The 17392-nt window shown below is 72.9% G+C and carries 16 protein-coding genes; 7 read left to right on the top strand and 9 right to left on the bottom strand.

The window, feature by feature from the left end; all coding sequences use genetic code 11:
• Positions 1-96 precede the first annotated feature (96 nt).
• Together pepE and FYW99_RS25095 are read right to left on the bottom strand one after the other, a co-directional pair.
• Positions 97-855 carry a dipeptidase PepE gene (gene pepE / locus FYW99_RS25090; protein WP_150254495.1) on the bottom strand — a complete coding sequence of 253 codons (759 nt, stop codon included), beginning with the start codon at positions 853-855 and terminating at the stop codon, positions 97-99.
• Between the two features lie 9 nt (positions 856-864).
• Complete coding sequence (locus tag FYW99_RS25095) at positions 865-1716, bottom strand: IclR family transcriptional regulator (RefSeq protein WP_150254496.1); 852 nt, start codon at positions 1714-1716, stop codon at positions 865-867.
• Positions 1717-1931: 215 nt separating this feature from the next.
• On the opposite strand from FYW99_RS25095, the gene FYW99_RS31940 reads away from it, so the two are divergent.
• Positions 1932-2090 carry a hypothetical protein gene (locus FYW99_RS31940; protein ID WP_190394807.1) on the top strand — a complete coding sequence of 53 codons (159 nt, stop codon included), beginning with the start codon at positions 1932-1934 and terminating at the stop codon, positions 2088-2090.
• Between the two features lie 115 nt (positions 2091-2205).
• On the opposite strand, the gene FYW99_RS25100 is transcribed toward FYW99_RS31940, so the two are convergent.
• Positions 2206-2559 (bottom strand): zinc ribbon domain-containing protein, encoded by a 354-nt coding sequence (locus FYW99_RS25100; RefSeq protein WP_223839524.1) that lies wholly within the window; start codon positions 2557-2559, stop codon positions 2206-2208.
• Between the two features lie 10 nt (positions 2560-2569).
• Between FYW99_RS25100 and FYW99_RS32530 the strand changes: the two genes are divergently transcribed.
• On the top strand, positions 2570-3292 hold the full coding sequence (locus FYW99_RS32530; RefSeq protein WP_223839526.1) for an AroM family protein: 723 nt from the start codon (positions 2570-2572) through the stop codon (positions 3290-3292).
• A 286-nt stretch (positions 3293-3578) separates the two neighbouring features.
• Positions 3579-4106: a GNAT family N-acetyltransferase gene (locus FYW99_RS25110; protein ID WP_190394802.1), complete on the top strand. Its 528-nt coding sequence runs from the start codon at positions 3579-3581 to the stop codon at positions 4104-4106.
• Positions 4107-4367: 261 nt separating this feature from the next.
• Here the strand turns inward: FYW99_RS25110 and FYW99_RS25115 are convergent, their stop codons facing one another.
• Entirely contained in the window at positions 4368-5963 is a 1596-nt protein-coding gene (locus tag FYW99_RS25115; RefSeq protein WP_223839535.1) for an MFS transporter, read from the bottom strand.
• A 161-nt stretch (positions 5964-6124) separates the two neighbouring features.
• Between FYW99_RS25115 and FYW99_RS25120 the strand changes: the two genes are divergently transcribed.
• Positions 6125-9433, top strand: a complete 3309-nt coding sequence (locus tag FYW99_RS25120) for an AfsR/SARP family transcriptional regulator (protein WP_150254498.1) — start codon at positions 6125-6127, stop codon at positions 9431-9433.
• Positions 9434-9533: 100 nt separating this feature from the next.
• Here FYW99_RS25120 and FYW99_RS25125 read toward each other — a convergent pair whose 3' ends face one another.
• Positions 9534-10583 (bottom strand): NAD(P)-dependent alcohol dehydrogenase, encoded by a 1050-nt coding sequence (locus tag FYW99_RS25125; RefSeq protein ID WP_150254499.1) that lies wholly within the window; start codon positions 10581-10583, stop codon positions 9534-9536.
• Positions 10584-10823: 240 nt separating this feature from the next.
• On the opposite strand from FYW99_RS25125, the gene FYW99_RS25130 reads away from it, so the two are divergent.
• Genes FYW99_RS25130 through FYW99_RS25140 form a run of 3 tightly spaced genes read left to right on the top strand, consistent with a single transcriptional unit; the run spans position 10824 to position 12189 of the window.
• Entirely contained in the window at positions 10824-11315 is a 492-nt protein-coding gene (locus tag FYW99_RS25130) for an MmyB family transcriptional regulator (RefSeq protein WP_223839537.1), read from the top strand.
• Between the two features lie 8 nt (positions 11316-11323).
• Entirely contained in the window at positions 11324-11758 is a 435-nt protein-coding gene (locus tag FYW99_RS25135) for a helix-turn-helix transcriptional regulator (protein ID WP_150254500.1), read from the top strand.
• 20 nt (positions 11759-11778) lie between these two features.
• Positions 11779-12189 (top strand): VOC family protein, encoded by a 411-nt coding sequence (locus FYW99_RS25140; protein WP_150254501.1) that lies wholly within the window; start codon positions 11779-11781, stop codon positions 12187-12189.
• Between the two features lie 167 nt (positions 12190-12356).
• Here FYW99_RS25140 and FYW99_RS25145 read toward each other — a convergent pair whose 3' ends face one another.
• The 4 genes from FYW99_RS25145 to FYW99_RS25160 form a co-directional block, all read right to left on the bottom strand.
• The gene (locus FYW99_RS25145) at positions 12357-13280 is read right to left on the bottom strand and encodes an RNA polymerase sigma-70 factor (protein ID WP_150254502.1); all 924 of its coding nucleotides are present in this window, start codon (positions 13278-13280) and stop codon (positions 12357-12359) included.
• Between the two features lie 154 nt (positions 13281-13434).
• Complete coding sequence (locus tag FYW99_RS25150) at positions 13435-13908, bottom strand: carboxymuconolactone decarboxylase family protein (protein ID WP_150254503.1); 474 nt, start codon at positions 13906-13908, stop codon at positions 13435-13437.
• 174 nt (positions 13909-14082) lie between these two features.
• Positions 14083-15123 (bottom strand): SMP-30/gluconolactonase/LRE family protein, encoded by a 1041-nt coding sequence (locus FYW99_RS25155; protein WP_150254504.1) that lies wholly within the window; start codon positions 15121-15123, stop codon positions 14083-14085.
• A gap of 356 nt (positions 15124-15479) precedes the next feature.
• Positions 15480-17297, bottom strand: coding sequence for a flavin-containing monooxygenase (locus tag FYW99_RS25160; RefSeq protein WP_150254505.1), 1818 nt, complete (start codon positions 17295-17297; stop codon positions 15480-15482).
• Positions 17298-17392: the final 95 nt, after the last annotated feature.

A 17392-nucleotide genomic window follows, 5' to 3' on the forward strand; every position in this document is an offset into this window, starting at 1 on the left:
AGCGGGCCAGGGGGGAAGGCATCGCCGTCTCCCCGTCCCGGCCCGACGGGCACGGCGCGGGCCCCGCACCCCTTCGCGGGGCCCGCGCCGCGGACCCTAGACCGGCTGGTCGAAGCGGGGCGTGCGCGCGAACAGGTCGGTCACCTCGCCCGACACCTCGAAGGGAGCCGTGCCCCGGCGGAAGACGATCGCCGGGCCCGGGGCGCCCGGCTGCACGGCGGTGCCGCCCACGGTCGCGCGGACCACGTCCGACCCCGCGCCCCGCACGCGCAGGTGCGTCCCCTCCCGCAGGCCGAGGACGTCCACGTCGTTGGCCTCCAGGAACTCCCTCAGCCGGGTCTCACGGGTCTCGCCCTGGTGCGTGGACCGGGGGTCGGCGTCCAGGTAGTGCGGGTTGATCTGGAACGGGACGAAGCCCAGCGCGGTGAAGGACGACGGCTCCACGATGGGCATGTCGTTGGTGGTGCGCAGCGTGGGCGCGGTGATGTTGGTGCCCGCGCTCGCCCCCATGTAGGCCAGCCCGGCCAGGACGCGGTCGCGCAGGTCGTCCAGGAGCCCGGTGCGCTGGAGGGTGGCCACGAGGCGGAACGTGTTGCCCCCGCCCACGAAGACGGCCTGCGCCTCGTCCAGGACCCGCGCGGCCCCGGCGTCCGCCGGGACCCCCGTCACGCGGACCCCGCGCGCCGCGAAGGCCTCGGCCACCCGCGCGGTGTAGGCGTCGTGGCCGCCTCCCGCGAACGGCACGAACGCGACCGTGTCCCGGCCGTCGAGGAAGGCCTCCACCTCCTCCCAGGCGTGGTCGAGGTAGTCCCGGCCGTGGTTGGTCGAGTTGGAGAAGAGCAGCAGCTCGGGCATGGTCCCCCTTCAGGGAGCGGTCGGGCGCGGGGAGGGGCGGGAGCCGTGCCCCCGCCTCCAGTTGCGCGTGGGCGGTGCCGGGCGGCGGTTGGACAGCAGCCCGGTGAGATCGTCGGCCGCGGCGCGCAGCGGCGCCAGGTGGTCGAGCAGTTCGTCGTCGTGGTCGGAGTGCTTGTTCTCCACCAGCGTCACGGAGCCGACCGGGCGCCTGCCGCCGAACACGGGGACGGCCAGCGCGCGGGACGCGGCGTCGTACTCGCCCTGGGAGAGCGCGTAGCCCTGTTCGACGGCCGCGTCGAAGAGCTCCTCGACCTGCTGCTCGTCGAAGGGCGTGAGGTCGGAGAAGCGGGCGGAGGGGCGCCCCACCAGCAGGGCCCTGCGCTCCGCGGGGTCCAGGAAGGCGAAGTAGGCCCGGGAGGTGGCCCCGGCGTGGGCGGGGTAGAGCTCGTCGACGAAGGGGTGGGAGCGGCGCGGGCCCTCCGAGCCGCCGACCGCGGCGATGCAGCGCACGTGCGCGCCGTCGGGGACGCAGAACAGGCAGGTGCGGCCGCTGGAGCGGGCCAGTTCCGCGAGCAGGGGTTCGGCCAGGACGGAGAGGCCGCCCGAGCGCTCCCACAGGCCCGCCATGCGCCACATGGCGGGGCCCATGCTGTAGCGGCGCGTGTCGGGGTCGGCGCGCAGGAACCCCTTGCCCGCCAGGGAGGCCAGCAGTCGCTGGGCGGTCGACTTCGACAGGCCGAACTCGTCGGCGAGTTCGAGGACGCCCCAGCTCGTGCGGTACTCGTCGAAGCTGAGGAGGACGTCGAGCGCCCGGTCGACCGTCTGGAGCGGGCCGGTGCGTTCCGTGGAACCGGTGGACATGGAAGCCCACCCTACGTCCGCAGGAGGGGCCGGCACCCCGGCTCCGGGGATCGAAATGTGATCTTAACTCCCACATAGTGGGAAACCTTTGCCCTGGCAGGTGAACGGAAGGCAGCCTGGGCGTGACGGGCCAGGACGCGGCAGCCGCGCACCGCAGGCCTTTGACCAGCGACACTCCGTCCTCGACGGACGTGAGCCATCCCTGAAGGACACACATGGAACCGTCGGCACCTGGTTCGTCCACCGAACCGCAGACCCCGGGAAGCGCCCGCCACCCGCGCGCGTTCGAACCCGTCGTCGTCATCGTCACCGTCCTGGTGAGCCTCCTCGGGGCCGTCATCGGGATCCACATGTTGACTTCCTCTCCCTCGTGAACGAGGGAGATTCCGACCGGGCCTTGCGGCCCGGCGGCGCCACGCGCCTCACAGCGCGCGCTGGTTCCTGCTTCACCGACACGGCACCCCAGAGGTCTCCGCAGGCTGGCACGGTTCACCCCGAAGGGTTAGTCCATCCGCGCGCAAGAATGTTCTGAGCCGCGTTCACATCCGCATGCGTCCTGTGCCCGCACCTGCCGCACTGGAAGACCGATTGGCTCTCTCGGTTCTCCGGCGCGACATGCCCGCACGAGTGACAGGTCTGCGAGGTGTACGCGGGGTTGGCCTCCACGATCCGACTCCCGGTCCGCCGGGCCGCGTTCTGACAGGCGAGCTTGAGGCCGTACCACCCCTTGGCCAGGATCGCCCGGTTCAACCCCGCCTTCTGCCGAACGTTGACGCCCGGCGCGTCGACCGTGCCTTTGGCGGAGGCCGTCATGTTCTTGATGTGGAGCTTTTCCAGCACCACGACCGCGTTCTTGGCACACAACGTATGGGCGACCTGCGCGGCGAAAGGGGCCACCGTGGTCGAGCGGGGCGTCCTGGACGGCCTCACCCGCGCCCAGATCGAGGCGCGGCCGGTCGCACCGGACGGCCACGCCCTCACCACCCGCCTCGCCGACGGCACCTCCGTCGTCCTGGGCGAGTCCCTGGTCATGGAACGCCTGCCGGGCCTGCTCGCCGACCTGGAACGCGAGGTCGACGCGGTGCTGCTCGCCTGCACCGGCGCCTTCCCGGAACTGGAGCACACCAAGCCGCTCTTCGTGCCCGACCGGATGATCGCCTTCGGCGCCGCGGCCCTGCTCGGCGACACCGGAAGCGTCGGCGTCGTGTGCCCCCTGCCCGAGCAGAGGCGCGACACCGAGGCCAAGTTCGGCCGTCGCCTGCCCACCGGGGCCCGGGTGCTCACCGACGTCTGCTCCCCCTACACCGGAACCCCCGACGACCTCGCCGAGTCGACGGCCACCAGCGCCCCGGTCGTGGGCGTGGCCATCGTGACCGAGGAGGCCGTGGCCGGGTCGGCCATCGGCGCGACGGACCTGCGCAGCGTGGAGAGCGCCGTCCGGTTCGTCATCGAGGCCGCGAAGGACTACGGCCGCGGCATCGCCCGCTTCGTCGACGCCGACGAGGTGCGGCGGCTCCAGGAGCTGTACGGGAGCATGTCCCACCTGCGCGGCGCCGGTGAACCCGCCTCCTCCTGAGGTTCTGAGCCCCTGAGGTTCCCGGGAACGCCGTCCCGCCCAAGCCACGGGGCGGGACGGCGCGCTCTGTTTCCCGGCAGGGGCCTCCCGGGCAGACCTCCAGCGCTGAACGGCGTGGACGCACCGGGGTGCTGCGGTCACCGGCCCGTGCGGGGGGAGAGGCGTCCCCACCGTCGGTCGTGCATACCGTTGGGTCGAAGGGCCCTCCGGTCTCCTGGCACCTGGGCGTCACGGAGGGGGCGGCTCGAACAGCGCCCACGGTCGGGTGCGTTCAGGGAGGAGTCCTGTGGACCACGTGATCGAAACCCCTCTCGCCGACGACGCACCGGCGATCGCGCGGGTGCTGCTGACCGCCTGGATCCAGACCTACCCCAACAGACAAGCGGGGATCGACGAGGCCTGGATCCGCGAACACCGTGGTCCTGTCACCACACCTGAGGAAGTCGCTCAATGGCAGGAGTTCATCGTCCAGGCTGCGCGTCAGCCCGACCGGTTCTTCTGCCGTGTCGTACGGAGCCAAGGCGAGATCGTCGGATTCCTGTGCGGACGCCGCGAGGAGGAAGCCGTCAACCTCGGACCGATGTATCTCCTGCGGAAGGCCCAAGGAGGTGGCATCGGCGGTCGGCTGATGAAGGTGTTTCTCGACTGGGCCGGAGATTCGCCCATGCGCCTGTGGGTGACGACCTACAACGAGCGGGCCGTCCTCTTCTACCAGCGCTACGGGTTCGAGGCCACCGGTGAGCAGCATCTCTGGCGGGGCCGGCTCCCGAACATGCGCATGGCACGCGCACCCTTGTCCGACCACGTCACCTGAGCCCGTCACACCGCCCTCGGCTGGCCACCGGTGGTACGAGTCCGAGAAGCTGTCCACGTCCGCGCACCGCCCTCGTCTTCGGCGAGGGCACGAGCTTCGACGTGTTCGCGCTGGTTCCCAGGGTGCGGCCCTCGCCGTCATCGCCTCCACAGCACTGGCCGCGGTGATCGTCGCAGTCATGTCCACAGTCCTCGCCCGCAGTGACACCCATGCCTGGTCCATCGGGGAACCCGACCCCGAACGGCGTACCCACCCGCACCCTCAGTCCTCCCCCGGTCGTCTCCCCTCCGCTGGCCCGGGCGGGTCCTCGTGCTCCCTGCCGAGGTCCTGCGCCGGGATCCTGCGCAGGGTGGCGAAGACCAGCACAGCCGCGACGGCGAGAACGAGGGCCGAGCTCAGGGCCGACGACTGCATCCCCTCGGTGAAGGCCCGGAAGGCCACCTCCCGCACCTGGTCACCGGCATCGGGGGGAAGCTGCTCGGACACGGCGACCGCGCCGGGCAGTGTCTCCTGTACGGCTTCCGCCACCTCGGGCGGCGCGTCGTCGGGTGCTTCGGCGCTCACCCCGCCGCGGTAGACCGCCATGCCGATACTGCCCAGGACCGCGATGCCCAGCGCGCCGCCGAGCTCGCCGGCGGCCTCGGACAGGGACGCCGCGGCCCCGGCCCGCCGCGGTGGGGCGCTCGCCACGACCAGGTCGGTGCAGACCGAGGCGATCGCCCCCATACCGGCGCCCACCATGCCCATGCCGCACAACAGCAGGGCGATGCCCGTCTCGGGGGTGACCTGCGTCAGCGTCAGCATGCCGCACGTGCCCAGCACCAGGGCGGAGCCGACCACGTGACCCGGGTGGACCCGTGTGGACAGGGCCACGGACAGGACCGCGCCCGTCGCCGACATGACCACCATCGGCAGCATCCACAGTCCGGCGGTGATCGGCCGCAGGCCCAGGACCAGCTGCAGGTACTGCGACACGAAGAACATGAACCCGACCAGCGAGAACACCCCGAGCAGCACGGTGAGCAGCGCGACGCTGAACGCGGGGTCGCGGAACAGCCGGACGTCGATCACGGGATCGGTCAGCCGGAGCTGGCGGAGTACCAGCCAGGTCCCGACCGCCAGGCCGACCGCCACGGACGCCGCCGCCGTCCAGGTGGGACCGTTCTCGGAGAACTGTTTGATCCCGTACACGATCGGCAGGACCGAGGCCAGGGACAGGAGCGCGCTCAGCCAGTCGAGTCCGCCCGCGTGCTCGTCCCGGGCCTCCGGCAGCAGGAACGGTCCGACGACGAGCAGCAGCACCATGACGGGGACGTTGACCAGGAACACCGACCCCCACCAGAAGAACTCCAGCAGGACGCCGCCCGCCAGCGGACCGATGGCCGTCCCGCCGATGAACCCGCCGGTCCACAGCCCGATGGCGAGCTTGCGTTGGCCGGGGTCGGTGAACAGGGTGCGGATCAGGGCCAGTGTCGCCGGCATCAGCGTGGCTCCGGCCACCCCGAGTACCGCGCGGGCCGCGATGAGCATCCCGGGAGTGGTGGCGAAGGCCGAGGCGACCGAGGCGATGCCGAACGCGGCGGCACCCAGGAGCAGGAGCCTGCGCCTGCCGATCCGGTCGCCCAGGGCCCCCATGGTCAGGAGAAGCCCCGCCAGGAGGAACGTGTAGACGTCCATGATCCACAGCAGCTCGGTGCTGCTGGGACGCAGGTCGGCGCCGAGGTGGGGAACCGCGAAGTTCATCACGGTGACGCTCATCGCGATCAGCAGTACCGGGAGCATCAGTACGGCCAGGCCGACCCACTCCCGGCGCCCCGCTCGCGCGGGTGGTGGAGTCGGGGGTTGCGTTGTGTCCATGGCCGCACCCTGTTCCCTCGCGCTGACCGCGTGCGTACCGCGCGCTGACCGGGTGCTGACGGCCGCGCCGCCCTCCGGTGGCTCCGGGCGCACTCCTCCCGGGGTTCGCTCCGCCGCCGGGACCCGCCCGTGTCGAGAGCCGGTCCGGGATACTGGGACCCATGCGTTTCGGGATCCTCGGGGCGACCGAGGTACGCGGTGACGACGGCAGGCTCCTGGCCACCGGCGGCGTCCGGAGGAAGGCGGTGCTCATCGTGCTGGCCCTGGAGGCCGGTCGGTGGGTCACGAGGGAGCGGCTCGTCGACGACGTCTACGGGCAGCGCCCTCCGGCCGGGGCGGCCAACGCCCTCCAGTCCCAGATCTCCCGGCTGCGCGGCAGCCTGCACGGGGCCGACCGCGAGGTCCTGGAGTCCGGGTCGGCCGGATACCGGCTGGCCGTCGATCCGCTCGACGTGGACGCGCACCGCTTCGAACGCCTCGCCGCGAGCGGACGCGACACGCTCGGCGCGGGGAGGTTCGACCGGGCCGCCGCGCTCCTGGACGAGGCCCTGGCGCTCTGGCGCGGCCCGGCCCTGGCCGACGCGGCCGAGGCGGACTTCGCCCGCGCCCCCGCGCAGCGGCTGTCCGAACTGCGGTTGACCGCGTGGGAGAACCGGATGGCGGCGGGGCTGTCACGCGGTGAGGGCGCCGCCCTCGTCGAGGAACTCCACGGCCTCGTGCGGGCCCACCCGCTGCGGGAGCGCATGCGGGGCCACCTGATGCGCGCCCTGCACGCCGCCGGACGCCAGGCGGAGGCCCTGGCCGTGTACGCGGACGGCCGGACCCTGCTGGCCGAGGAACTGGGCGCCGACCCCTCGCCGGAACTGAGCCGCGTCCACACCGCCATCCTGCGCGGCCAACCCCTGACGGGCCCGGGTGTCCGGGCGGCCACGGGCGTCCAGGGCGGGGGAGCCAGAGCCTCCCGGCAGCGGCCTGTCTCCGGGGGCCGACCGGCTCCCGAAAGCCCACCCGGGCCAGAGGACCGGTCGGACCCCGACCGCGGACCGGCGTCCGCCCGCCCGGCCCCGACCGGCGTCCCTGCCCCGATCACCAGCTTCGTCGGGAACGCGGAGGGGCCGCGCGGTGTGCGCGCCCTCCTGGAGAAGTCCCGGCTGGTCACCCTCACCGGACCGGGCGGCGTCGGCAAGACCAGGCTGGCGGTCGAGACCGCCCGCCTCGCACCGGACGTGTGCTTCGTGGACCTGACCCCCGTCGACTCCGGCGCCTCGGTGGCCCAGGCCGTCCTCATCGCGCTCGGGATGCGCGATCCGGGCTGGACGCGCCCGCCCGCACACGTCCACGGCCACCCCGTGGACCGGATCGTCGAAGCACTGGACGACCGCGCCCTGCTGCTCGTCCTGGACAACTGCGAGCACGTGCTGTCGGCGGCGGCCCGTCTGGCGGGGCGGCTGCTCGGGAGCTGCCCGCGTCTGCGCGTCCTGGCGACGAGCCAGGAGACCCTGGGCATCACCGGCGAGGCGCTGTGGCCGGTCGCTCCGCTGTCACTTCCTCCGGCCGACGCCGACCCCGCCGAGGCCCTGCGCCACCCCTCGGTGCGCCTGCTGGCCGAGCGGGCGGTGGCGGTCCGCCCCGACTTCGCGGTGGACGGGTCCAACGTCGCCGCCGTCACCCTCGTCTGCCGCGCCCTGGACGGACTGCCCCTGGCTATCGAGTTGGCCGCCGCGCGACTCAACGCCCTGCCGCCCGAGGAGATCGCGGCCCGGCTCGACGACCGCTTCTCCCTGCTCGCCCGGGGCAGCCGCACCGCGGTGGCCAAACACCGCACACTGCGCGCCGTGGTGGAGTGGAGCTGGGGGCTTCTCGACGAGCGCGAACAGCGCCTGGCCCGCAGGTTCGCCGTCTTCAGCGGTGGCGCCGACCTGGACTCCGTCCGCGAGGTCTGCGGACTGGGAGACTCCACCGCCGACGCCGTCGCGGGCCTGGTGGAGAAGTCCCTCGTCGAGGCGGTCGACGGTGCCCGGCGCTACCGGATGCTCGCCACCGTCCGGGCGTTCGGAGCCGAGCGGCTGGCCGAATCCGGTGAGCGGCACGGGATCCGACGCGCCCACGCGGCCCACTTCCTGGGCCTGGCCCGCGCCGCGGAGCCACGGCTGCGCGGCGCCGCCCAGGGGGAGTGGCTGCCCCGGCTCCTGGTCGAACACGACAACCTGCACACCGCCCTGCGCTGGTCGGTGGAGCACGACACCGGGACCGCGCTGGAGCTGACCGCCGCCCTCTCCGCCTACTGGTGGCTGCGCGGGCGGCACGACGAGAGCGCCCCGCTGGCGGCCAGGCTGCTTGTGAGGGTCGGGGGCGCGGTGCCCGAGGACCTGGCCGAGGAGTACGTGCTCTGTCTGGCCAACGCCGTCGCAGCGGAGTCCGGCATGGTGGACGAGACCACCTGGCGCAGAGCCGAAGCGCTGGTCAGCGGCCTCGACCTGCCCCTGCGCTGGCCGCTGCTGGCGCTGCTGTGGCCGACGTCCGCGGGCCGGTCCGGGCGCGGACGCGGCGGCATCGCCCCCTTCCTGGAGCGCTGCGGCGGCGACGCCGACCCCTGGGTGCGCGCGGCCTCCCACGTCGTGCTCGGTTACCTGCGGTTCTTCCACGGCGACCCCGGTCCGGCGGAGGAGGCGTTCACGACCGGCCTGGCAGCCTTCCGGTCCCTGGGCGACCAGTGGGGAGCGGTCCAGGCGCTCGCGGGGCTGGCGACCCTCACCTCCTGGCAGGGCGACCTTCCGCGCACCCTCGCCCTCACCGGCGAGGCCCTGGCGGCCACGGACCGGCTCGGCGCCCTGGAGGACAGCGCCGACCTGGTCCGGCTGCGCGCCGAAGGGATGCTGAACGCGGGCGACCTGGACGGCGCCCACGAGGCGTTCGGGCGGGCAGCCGAACTCTCCCGGCGCAGCGCCGCGCGCGGGGTCCTGCTCGCCTCCTGGTACGGGCTCGGCGAGGTGGCGAGACTGCGCGGTGACCTCGCCGAGGCGCGTCGCCTCGGCGAGATCACGTTGGACGCGGTCCGTGCGGCCGCGGCCGGGGGAGGGGCCGTGAACGCGCAGCGTGTGCTGGTCGCACAGGGGCGCCTGTCCGCGGCCGAAGACGACCCCGAAGGGGCCCGCGACTGGTACGGGCGGGCCCTGACGGGTGACACGGCGCTGTGGTATCCGACCCAGACCACCCTCGCCGCCGAGGTCCTCGCCGAGGCCGCGCTGCTCGACGGCGACCCCGAGCGGGCCGCCGTCCTGCTGGGCGTCAGCGCGTCGGTCCGCGGATGCCTGGAGCCCTCCGCCCCCGACGCGCTCCGGCTGGTCGGCGCGGTGAGGTCCTCGCTCGGCGAGGACGCCTACCGCGACGCCTGCGCCCGGGGGCTGGCACTGTCGCGTTCCGGGTGGAGCGGGGCGATCGACGCGGCCCGCCGGAAGTACTTCACCTGACGCCGCCTCGTGTGGCACGGGCCCGCCGAACCCGGTGGACCCCGCTGGCCCCCTCACCGGGGGGCGCGGCGGGGCCCACCGCCTCAGGCCCACGGGACGGTCAGGCGCCGCCCAGGGTCGAGACGTCGATGACGAACCGGTACCGCACGTCCGAGGCCAGTACCCGCTCCCAGGCCTCGTTGATCCGGTCGGCGCCGACGACCTCCACCTCGGGGGCGATGCCGTGCTCGGCGCAGAAGTCCAGCATCTCCTGGGTCTGGGCGATGCCGCCGATCTTGGAACCGGCGAACGAGCGGCGGTTCTCGAACAGCGTGAACAGCGTCACCGCCACCGGCTCGGGCGGGGCGCCCACGCTCACGATCGCGCCGTCCAGCGCCAGCAGGTTGAGGTAGGCGTCCAGGTTGATGGGCGCGCTGACCGTGTTGATGATCAGGTCGAAGGTGTTGGCCAGCCGCTCGAAGGTGGCCGGGTCGCTGGTGGCGTGGTAGTGGTCGGCGCCGAACCGCAGCCCGTCCTCGCGCTTCTTCAGGCTCTGGGAGAGCACCGTCACCTCCGCTCCCATGGCGTGGGCGATCTTGACCGCCATGTGCCCGAGGCCGCCCAGCCCCACCACGGCGACCTTCTTCCCCGGCCCGGCGTTCCAGTTGCGCAGGGGCGAGTAGGTGGTGATCCCCGCGCACAGCAGCGGTGCGGCCTTCTCGAAGGGGATGGCCTCGGGGATGCGCAGCACGAAGTGCTCGTCCACGACGATGCGCTCGGAGTAGCCGCCCTGGGTCACCGAACCGTCCCGGTCGGTGCCGTTGTAGGTGTCGGTGAAGCCGCGCAGGCAGTACTGCTCCACACCGGCCAGGCAGTGGGCGCACTCCCGGCAGGAGTCGACCATGCAGCCCACCCCCACCCGGTCGCCGACCTTGTGGCGGGTGACCTCGGCGCCGACCTCGGCGACCACACCGGCGATCTCGTGCCCCACGGTCAACGGGTAGGGCACCTCGCCCCAGTCCCCGCGGACGGTGTGGATGTCGGAGTGGCAGATCCCCGCCCAGGCGATGTCGATCAGGACGTCCTTCGGGCCGACCTCCCTGCGCTCGATCGTGCCCGGCGCCAGGGGCGCGGTCGCCGACGAGGCCGTGTAGGCGTGAACGAGGGACATGAAGCTCCTCAGAAGGGTTCGTGTTGGATGTGCGTCGAACCCCGCGGGACGGCGTGGCCGGCCGTCCGGGCACGGGTCGACGGGACGGCCGCGCGTGCCGCGTCGACCGCCTCCAGCAGTCAAACACCTCGACGGCACGTTTGGGAGGTTCTGTCAGTGCCTGTCACGACCTGAGCCCTTTCCGGGACTTCGCCGTCCTCGTCCGGGAGGCTGCCGCCCGGGGGGGGGGCTTCGCCTTCCTTGTCCCCCCGTGCGCGGGACTTCCTCCCCGACGGGGAGCGGGCGGCCAACGGCACCGTCGCGGTCCTGCGCACCGCTGCCGGGCGCGATTCTCACGACCGCGTCCTGTCGGACCTGGTGGGGGAGCTGTTTACGCGCAGCGAGGACCTCCGCGCCCGGTGGGCGGCGCACAGCGTCCACCAGCACCGCACGGGCACCAGGACCATGCACCATCCCGTCGTGGGCGGGCTGGAGCTGGGTTTTGAGGCCATGGAACTGACCGCGGACCCCGGCCTGCCGCTCCTCGCCTGCAGCGCCGAACCGGGGTCGCCCTCGGCGGAGGGACCGGACCTGCTGTCGAGCTGGGCCGCGACCCTGGAGCGCGAGTGGGGCGGGGCCCGGCGGCCGACGGCGATCGGGCCGCCTCGCCCCCGCGCGGACACCTGGCGCGACCGGAGCGCTCCTGACCGGAGAAGCCCTCCGGACGTGCCGACGCCCTCCGGCGTGGGATGATGGCACCCATGGCCGACAGGGACGCACAGGAACAGCGGTTGCGCGACATCGCCGTCATCCGCCGAGTCCGTGACCGGATCGACCGCGAGTACGCCCAGCCGCTCAACGTCGAGGCGCTGGCCCGCGGGGCGCACATGTCGGCCGGACACCTGAGCAGGGAGTTCCGCCGCGTCTACGGTGAGTCGCCGTACTCGTACCTGATGACCCGGCGGATCGAACGCGCGATGACGCTGCTGCGCCGAGGGGACCTCAGCGTCACCGAGGTCTGCTTCGCGGTGGGCTCCTCCTCGCTGGGCACGTTCAGCACGAGGTTCACCGAGCTGGTCGGCGTGCCGCCGAGCGTCTACCGCCGCGACCACTCGCGGGCGGCGGCGGGTATCCCGCCGTGCCTGGCCAAGCAGGTGACCAGACCGGTCAGGAATCAAGAAGCGCGCGCCCTGTAGCCGGGCCTAGCGTTGAGGGCATGGACATCACCATTCACCACGCCTTCCTGCCGCACACCGACGCCGAGGCCGCCCTGGCCTTCTACCGCGACGTCCTCGGATTCGAGGTCCGCAACGACGTCGGCTACGAGGACATGCGCTGGATCACCGTCGGGCCGGTCGGACATCCCGCAACCTCCATCGTGCTGCACCCGCCAGCGGCCGACCCCGGCGTCACCGAGGACGAGCGCCGCACCGTCCTGGAGCTGATGGCCAAGGGCACCTACACCGCGATCACCCTGGCCACCGACGACCTCGACGGTCTCTTCCAGCGCCTGGAGGCCGCCGGAGCGGACGTGGTCCAGGAGCCCATCGACCAGGACTACGGGGTCCGCGACTGCGCCTTCCGCGACCCGTCCGGCAACCTCGTGCGCATCAACCAGACCGTCTGAACGGGGTCCGCGAGAACCCCGCCGCGGCCCTCTCACCGCCCCGGGCGGCTACCGCCGGACGGTCACGGAACGCGCGTGGCCGGGGCGGCAGGTCGGAGGGGTGCGGGTCGAAGCCGTCGGCCCGCACCCGGCGGAGGCCAGCCCCGCCCAGGCCAGTCCGGCCGAGGTCACTCCGACCGTGTGCGGGCCCGCCTCACCTCGCGGTCGACGGCCCAGGCGTCGGCGACCGGGCCGAGGTGGCCCAGCTTGTCGGGGTTGGCCACCCCGCGGACGGTCTGGATCCGCCCGTCGAGCACATCCAGGACCAGGGCCTGGAGGACCCTGCCGTCCCGGTCGCGCAGGAGCGCGCCGGGCTGGCCGTTGACCTCCTGCGGCTCCAGCACCACGCCGACCCGGAGCAGTCGGGGGAAGACCGTGCCCAGCAGCCGGGCCACGTTCGCCGCGCCCGCGACGGCCCTGGCCAGCTGCGGGGCCCTCCCGCCGCCGTCCCCGACCAGCTGCACGTCGGCGGCCAGCAGGTCCCGCAGACCGTCCACGTCGCCGTTCTCCAGCGCGTCGAAGAACCGCGTCGCCAGCTCCCGCCGCTCGCGGCGGTCCGCCGCGAACCGCGGCCGCCCGGCCGCCATGTGCCGCCGCGCACGCACCAGCAGCTGTCGGCACGCCGACTCCGAGCGCCCCACCGCCGCGGCTATCTCGTCGAACCCGAAGGCGAACACCTCCCGCAGCAGGAACACCGCCCGCTCCAGCGGGCTGAGCCGCTCCAACAGCAGCAGCGCCGCCATCGACACCGAGTCGGCCAGCTCCGCCGACCGCGCCGGATCCTGGTACGGATCGCTCAGCAGCGGCTCGGGGAACCACGGCCCGACGTACTCCTCCCGCCGCACCCGCGCAGAACGCAGCACGTCGATCGAGATCCGTGTCACCACGGCCGACAGGAAGGCCTTGGCCGACGCGGGCCGGGTCGCCGAGCGGTCGAAGCGCAGCCACGTCTCCTGCACCGCGTCCTCGGCCTCGCTCACGCTGCCCAGGATCCGGTAGGAGATCGAGAACAGCAGCGGCCGCAGCTCCTCGAACTCCTCGACCTTGCTCACGCCGACCCGCCCCTTCCCGAAGCCCTTCCGCCCGGCCGTACTCCTCGGTGCGGGCGGCTCGCACCGCCCGGCCCGGCCACGGGCGGGCCGGGGTGACACCCCCGAGGGACGGGGCCCGGGGCCTGAGACCCGCCGCCGGGCCCCGCGCCAGAACCTAGTGGAACTGCCCGGGCTCGTAGCCGCCGGCCGGCTGCTGGGTGATGATGTTCAGCCGGTTCACCGCGTTCATGAACGAGACCAGCATGACCAGGGCGGTGAGCTGCTCCTCATCGTGGTGCTTGGCGGCGCGCTCCCACACCTCGTCGCTGACCCCGTCGGCCGCGTCCGCGACCCGGGTGCCCTCCTCCGCCAGTTCCAGCGCGGCACGCTCGGCGTCGGTGAAGACCGTGGCCTCCCGCCACGCCGCGACCAGGTTCAGCCGCACGGCGGTCTCACCGGCAGCGGCGGCGTCCTTGGTGTGCATGTCGAGGCAGACGGCGCAGCCGTTGATCTGGCTCACGCGGAGCGCCACCAGTTCCTGCGTCGCGGTCGGCAGTGCCGAGTCCTTGAGCGCCCTGCCCACGGACATGAAGGGCTTGATGACCTTGCCGGCGGTCGGGCTGGTGAAGTAGTTCAAACGCGCGTCCATGGGGCGCTCCTTCGCGGTCGTCGGTGGCTACACCCCCTGAGACGAGGCAGCCCGGCGCCCTGTGACACGGGCGGGTGTGACCTGGGTCTCCCCTTCGCCTGCCCGGGGGCTGGCCCGTGTGCCCCCGGGCAGGACGCGCGACCGTTTCCACGTCCTCCGGCACGGAACGGACCATCAGCCGCCGTTGGACTGGCGGATCCCCTCGGCGAGCGCGTCGAAGGAGTAGACGAACCCGCCGTCGGCCCCGCTGACGGTCATGTAGGCGTCGGTCGTCCCCGGCGCGATGGCGACGTTGGTCGCCGAGTCCAGCCCCTCGGCGGCGTCGGCCGGGACGCTGACCGTCGTCAGGTGCTCGCCCAGCGAGCTGTACACGAAGATGCTCGGCTGGCCGTGGACGGCCTGGTAGAGGTTCCCGTCGGCGTCCACCGCGATGGAGTCGATCTGGCTGGTGCCGCCGTCGAAGTACAGGGCGGGGTGGGAGGTCTCCACCTCGGTCCCGTCCTCGTTGAGAGCGAGGTGGTCGACGCGGTTCGCGCCGTACTGGCCGACCCACAGTCCCGTGAAGTCCGCGCTGAACGAGATGCCGTTGGGCGCGGGCAGCTCCTCGGCCAGGACGGTCGCCTCCGCGGTGTCGTGGTCGATGCGCACGACCCGGCCCCGGGGCTCCCACGCCGGGTCGGCGTGACCGGTCGAGTCGCTGACGTACATGTTCCCGGCCTCGTCGAAGGCCAGGTCGTCCGGCTGCATCGGAGCACCGTCGACGTCCCCGGAGAAGAACGTGGTCTGGTCCTCGCCCTGCGGGGTGATGCTGTCGATCTTGCCTCCGGCGAAGTCGGTCAGGTACAGCCGGTCGTCGTGGGGACTGAACTGCGCGGAGGTGTACGCGCTGGCGTCGTCGGTGAACACCGGTGTCACCTCCCGGGACCCGGTGTCCACCCTGAGCACCTTGGGCTCCCCGGCGGGGGCGGTGACGTCGACGACGAGCAGGCGCCCGTCGGCGTCGAAGGTCGGGCCTTCGAGCAGGGTCATCCCCGTCTCCTCGTGGACGGAGGTCACCTGGACCAGGAGTTCGGCGGTGCGCTCGGCGCCGCTGTCCCCGCCGTCCTCACTCGTGGCGGCGGGGTCGGCGCACCCCGCCGCCGCGCCGGTCAGGGCCAGCGCGGCGAGTACGCGGGCGGCCACCGTTCGTCGCGGCCTGGGGCAGTGCGGTTCCATACGGTTCCCTCGGGGTCTCGGGGTCGTGGGGCGTGTCCGGCGGACGTCCGCCCCGCCGCGCGGCGGGACGGACGTCCGCGAAGGTTCGGCCGGCGCGGCCGGGCGAAGCCAGGGCCAGGGCCGACTAGGGTCTGTTTTTTGAACCGGTCTCAGCTGTGGGGGGTGGTTCGGGCGCCCACGGGGTTCTGGAGGTGGTGGAGGCGGGTTTCCGTGGGAGAACCGCGCCGTAGGCGTCCGTTGAGGGTGGTGGCGGGCGACGGGTGGGCACGAGCGAACCCGCCGTAGGCACCGAAGGTTCCCGTGCTTCGGGCGCCCGAACACGGGCCGAAGCGAAGCGGAGGTCCCAAAAACACTGTCTAGGGCTGTGTCTCCAGGACCTCGTGCATGCGGCTCTCGCGCCAGTCCGCCAGCAGCCGGTGGAAGGCCACGGGCCCGGGGCTGTAGGAGGACCCGCCGTGCACGCCCGCGCCCTCGCGGTTGTAGTAGCCGGGCGTGCACTCGGCCTGGAACGCGGAGTTGTCGTGCGCGCTCTCCCGGACGGTCCGGACCCACGCGTCGGCCGCCTCCTGGGAGGGCTCGACCACGCGCACACCGCTCTTGCGGCCCCGCGCGATGACGGCGGCGATGTGCTCGGCCTGCTCCAGCAGGATGTGCGCGAAGTTCACCGAGTTGGCGTTCTGGAGCGCGCCCAGGTGGAACAGGTTCGGGAACCCGTTGCTGTAGAAGCCGTGCAGCGTGCTGGGCCCCCGGCTCCAGGACTCCAGCAGGTCGCGCCCGCCGCGCCCGCGCACCGGCAGCGTGCCCGACATCACCCCGGACACGCCGACGTCGAACCCGGTGGCGAAGACGACGCAGTCCACGGGGTACTCGGTGTCCCCGACGACGATCGCGTCCTCGGTCATGCGGGTGATGCCGCCGTGGTCGGCGGTGTCCACCAGGGTCACGTTGGGCCGGTTGAAGGTCTGGAGGTAGTGGTCGCTGAAGCAGGGCCGCTTGCACATGTAGCGGTACCAGGGCTTGAGCACCTCGGCCGTGGCCGGGTCGTCCACGACCTCGTCCACACGCGCCCGGATCTGGTTCATCTTCCGCGCGTCGACGAGTTCGTCGATCCGCTCGCGCTCCTCGGTGGAGACGCTGGTGTCCAGCGCGCCGGAGATCATCTTGCGCTGGAGCCGCGCGGTGGAGGTCCAGCCGTCCCGGGTCAGGTCGGTCTCGACCTGTTCGCCGGAGACGATCGCCAGGAAGTTCTCCATGCGCTCGCGCTGCCAGCCCGGTTTGAGGGAGGCCGCCCACTCCGGGTCGGTGGGGCGGTTGTCGCGCACGTCCACCGAGGAGGGGGTGCGCTGGAACACGTACAGGTGCTTGGCGTCGCGTCCCAGGTGCGGGATGACCTGCACGCCGGTCGCCCCGGTGCCCACGACCGCGACCCTCTTGTCGGCGAGGCCGGTGAGGCCGCCGGTCTGGTCGCCGCCGGTGTAGCCGTAGTCCCACCGGCTCGTGTGGAAGGTGTGGCCCCTGAAGGCGTCGATCCCCGGGATGCCCGGCAGCTTGGGCTGGGTCAGCGTGCCCGAGGAGGTGATGACGAACCGCGCGCGCATCCGGTCGCCGCGGTCGGTCTCCACCACCCACTCGTCCGCCGCGTCGTCCCACTCCAGGCCGGTGACGCGGGTGTGGAACAGCGCGTCGCGGTACAGGCCGAAGGTGTCGGCGATGGCCACGGCGTGGCGGCGGATCTCCTCGCCGGGGGCGTAGCGCCACTTCGGTACGTAGCCGACCTCCTCCAGCAGGGGCATGTAGGAGTAGGACTCGATGTCGCAGTGGATGCCCGGGTAGCGGTTCCAGTACCAGGTCCCGCCGAAGTCGCCGGCCTCGTCCATCATCCGGATCGACTCCACGCCCGCCTGGCGCAGTCGCGCGCCGGTGACCAGGCCGCCGAAGCCACCGCCGATCACGAGCACCTCCACGGTGTCGGTCAGCGGTTCGCGTTCGGTCCACGGGGTGTAGGGGTCCTTGGCGTAGTAGCCGAACTCGCCCGCGGCCGAGCGGTACTGGCCGGTGCCGTCGGGGCGGATGCGGCGGTCGCGCTCGCGGGCGTATCTGGCCCGCAGAGCGTCGAGGTCGATCTCCTCGGTGCGGTCGTCGGTGTCGGCGGTCGTGTCGGAGGCTGTGCCCATGTGCCGTCCTCACTTCGTTGCCATCGCATCGCGACGCGGACGCGGCGCCGGGCTCGCGCGGGGGATGGCCGTGGTGCTCACGGGAGCGTGGAACG

Origin of the sequence: Nocardiopsis deserti, assembly GCF_008638355.1 — a bacterium.
GTDB classification, from domain to species: Bacteria; Actinomycetota; Actinomycetes; order Streptosporangiales; family Streptosporangiaceae; genus Nocardiopsis; species Nocardiopsis alborubida.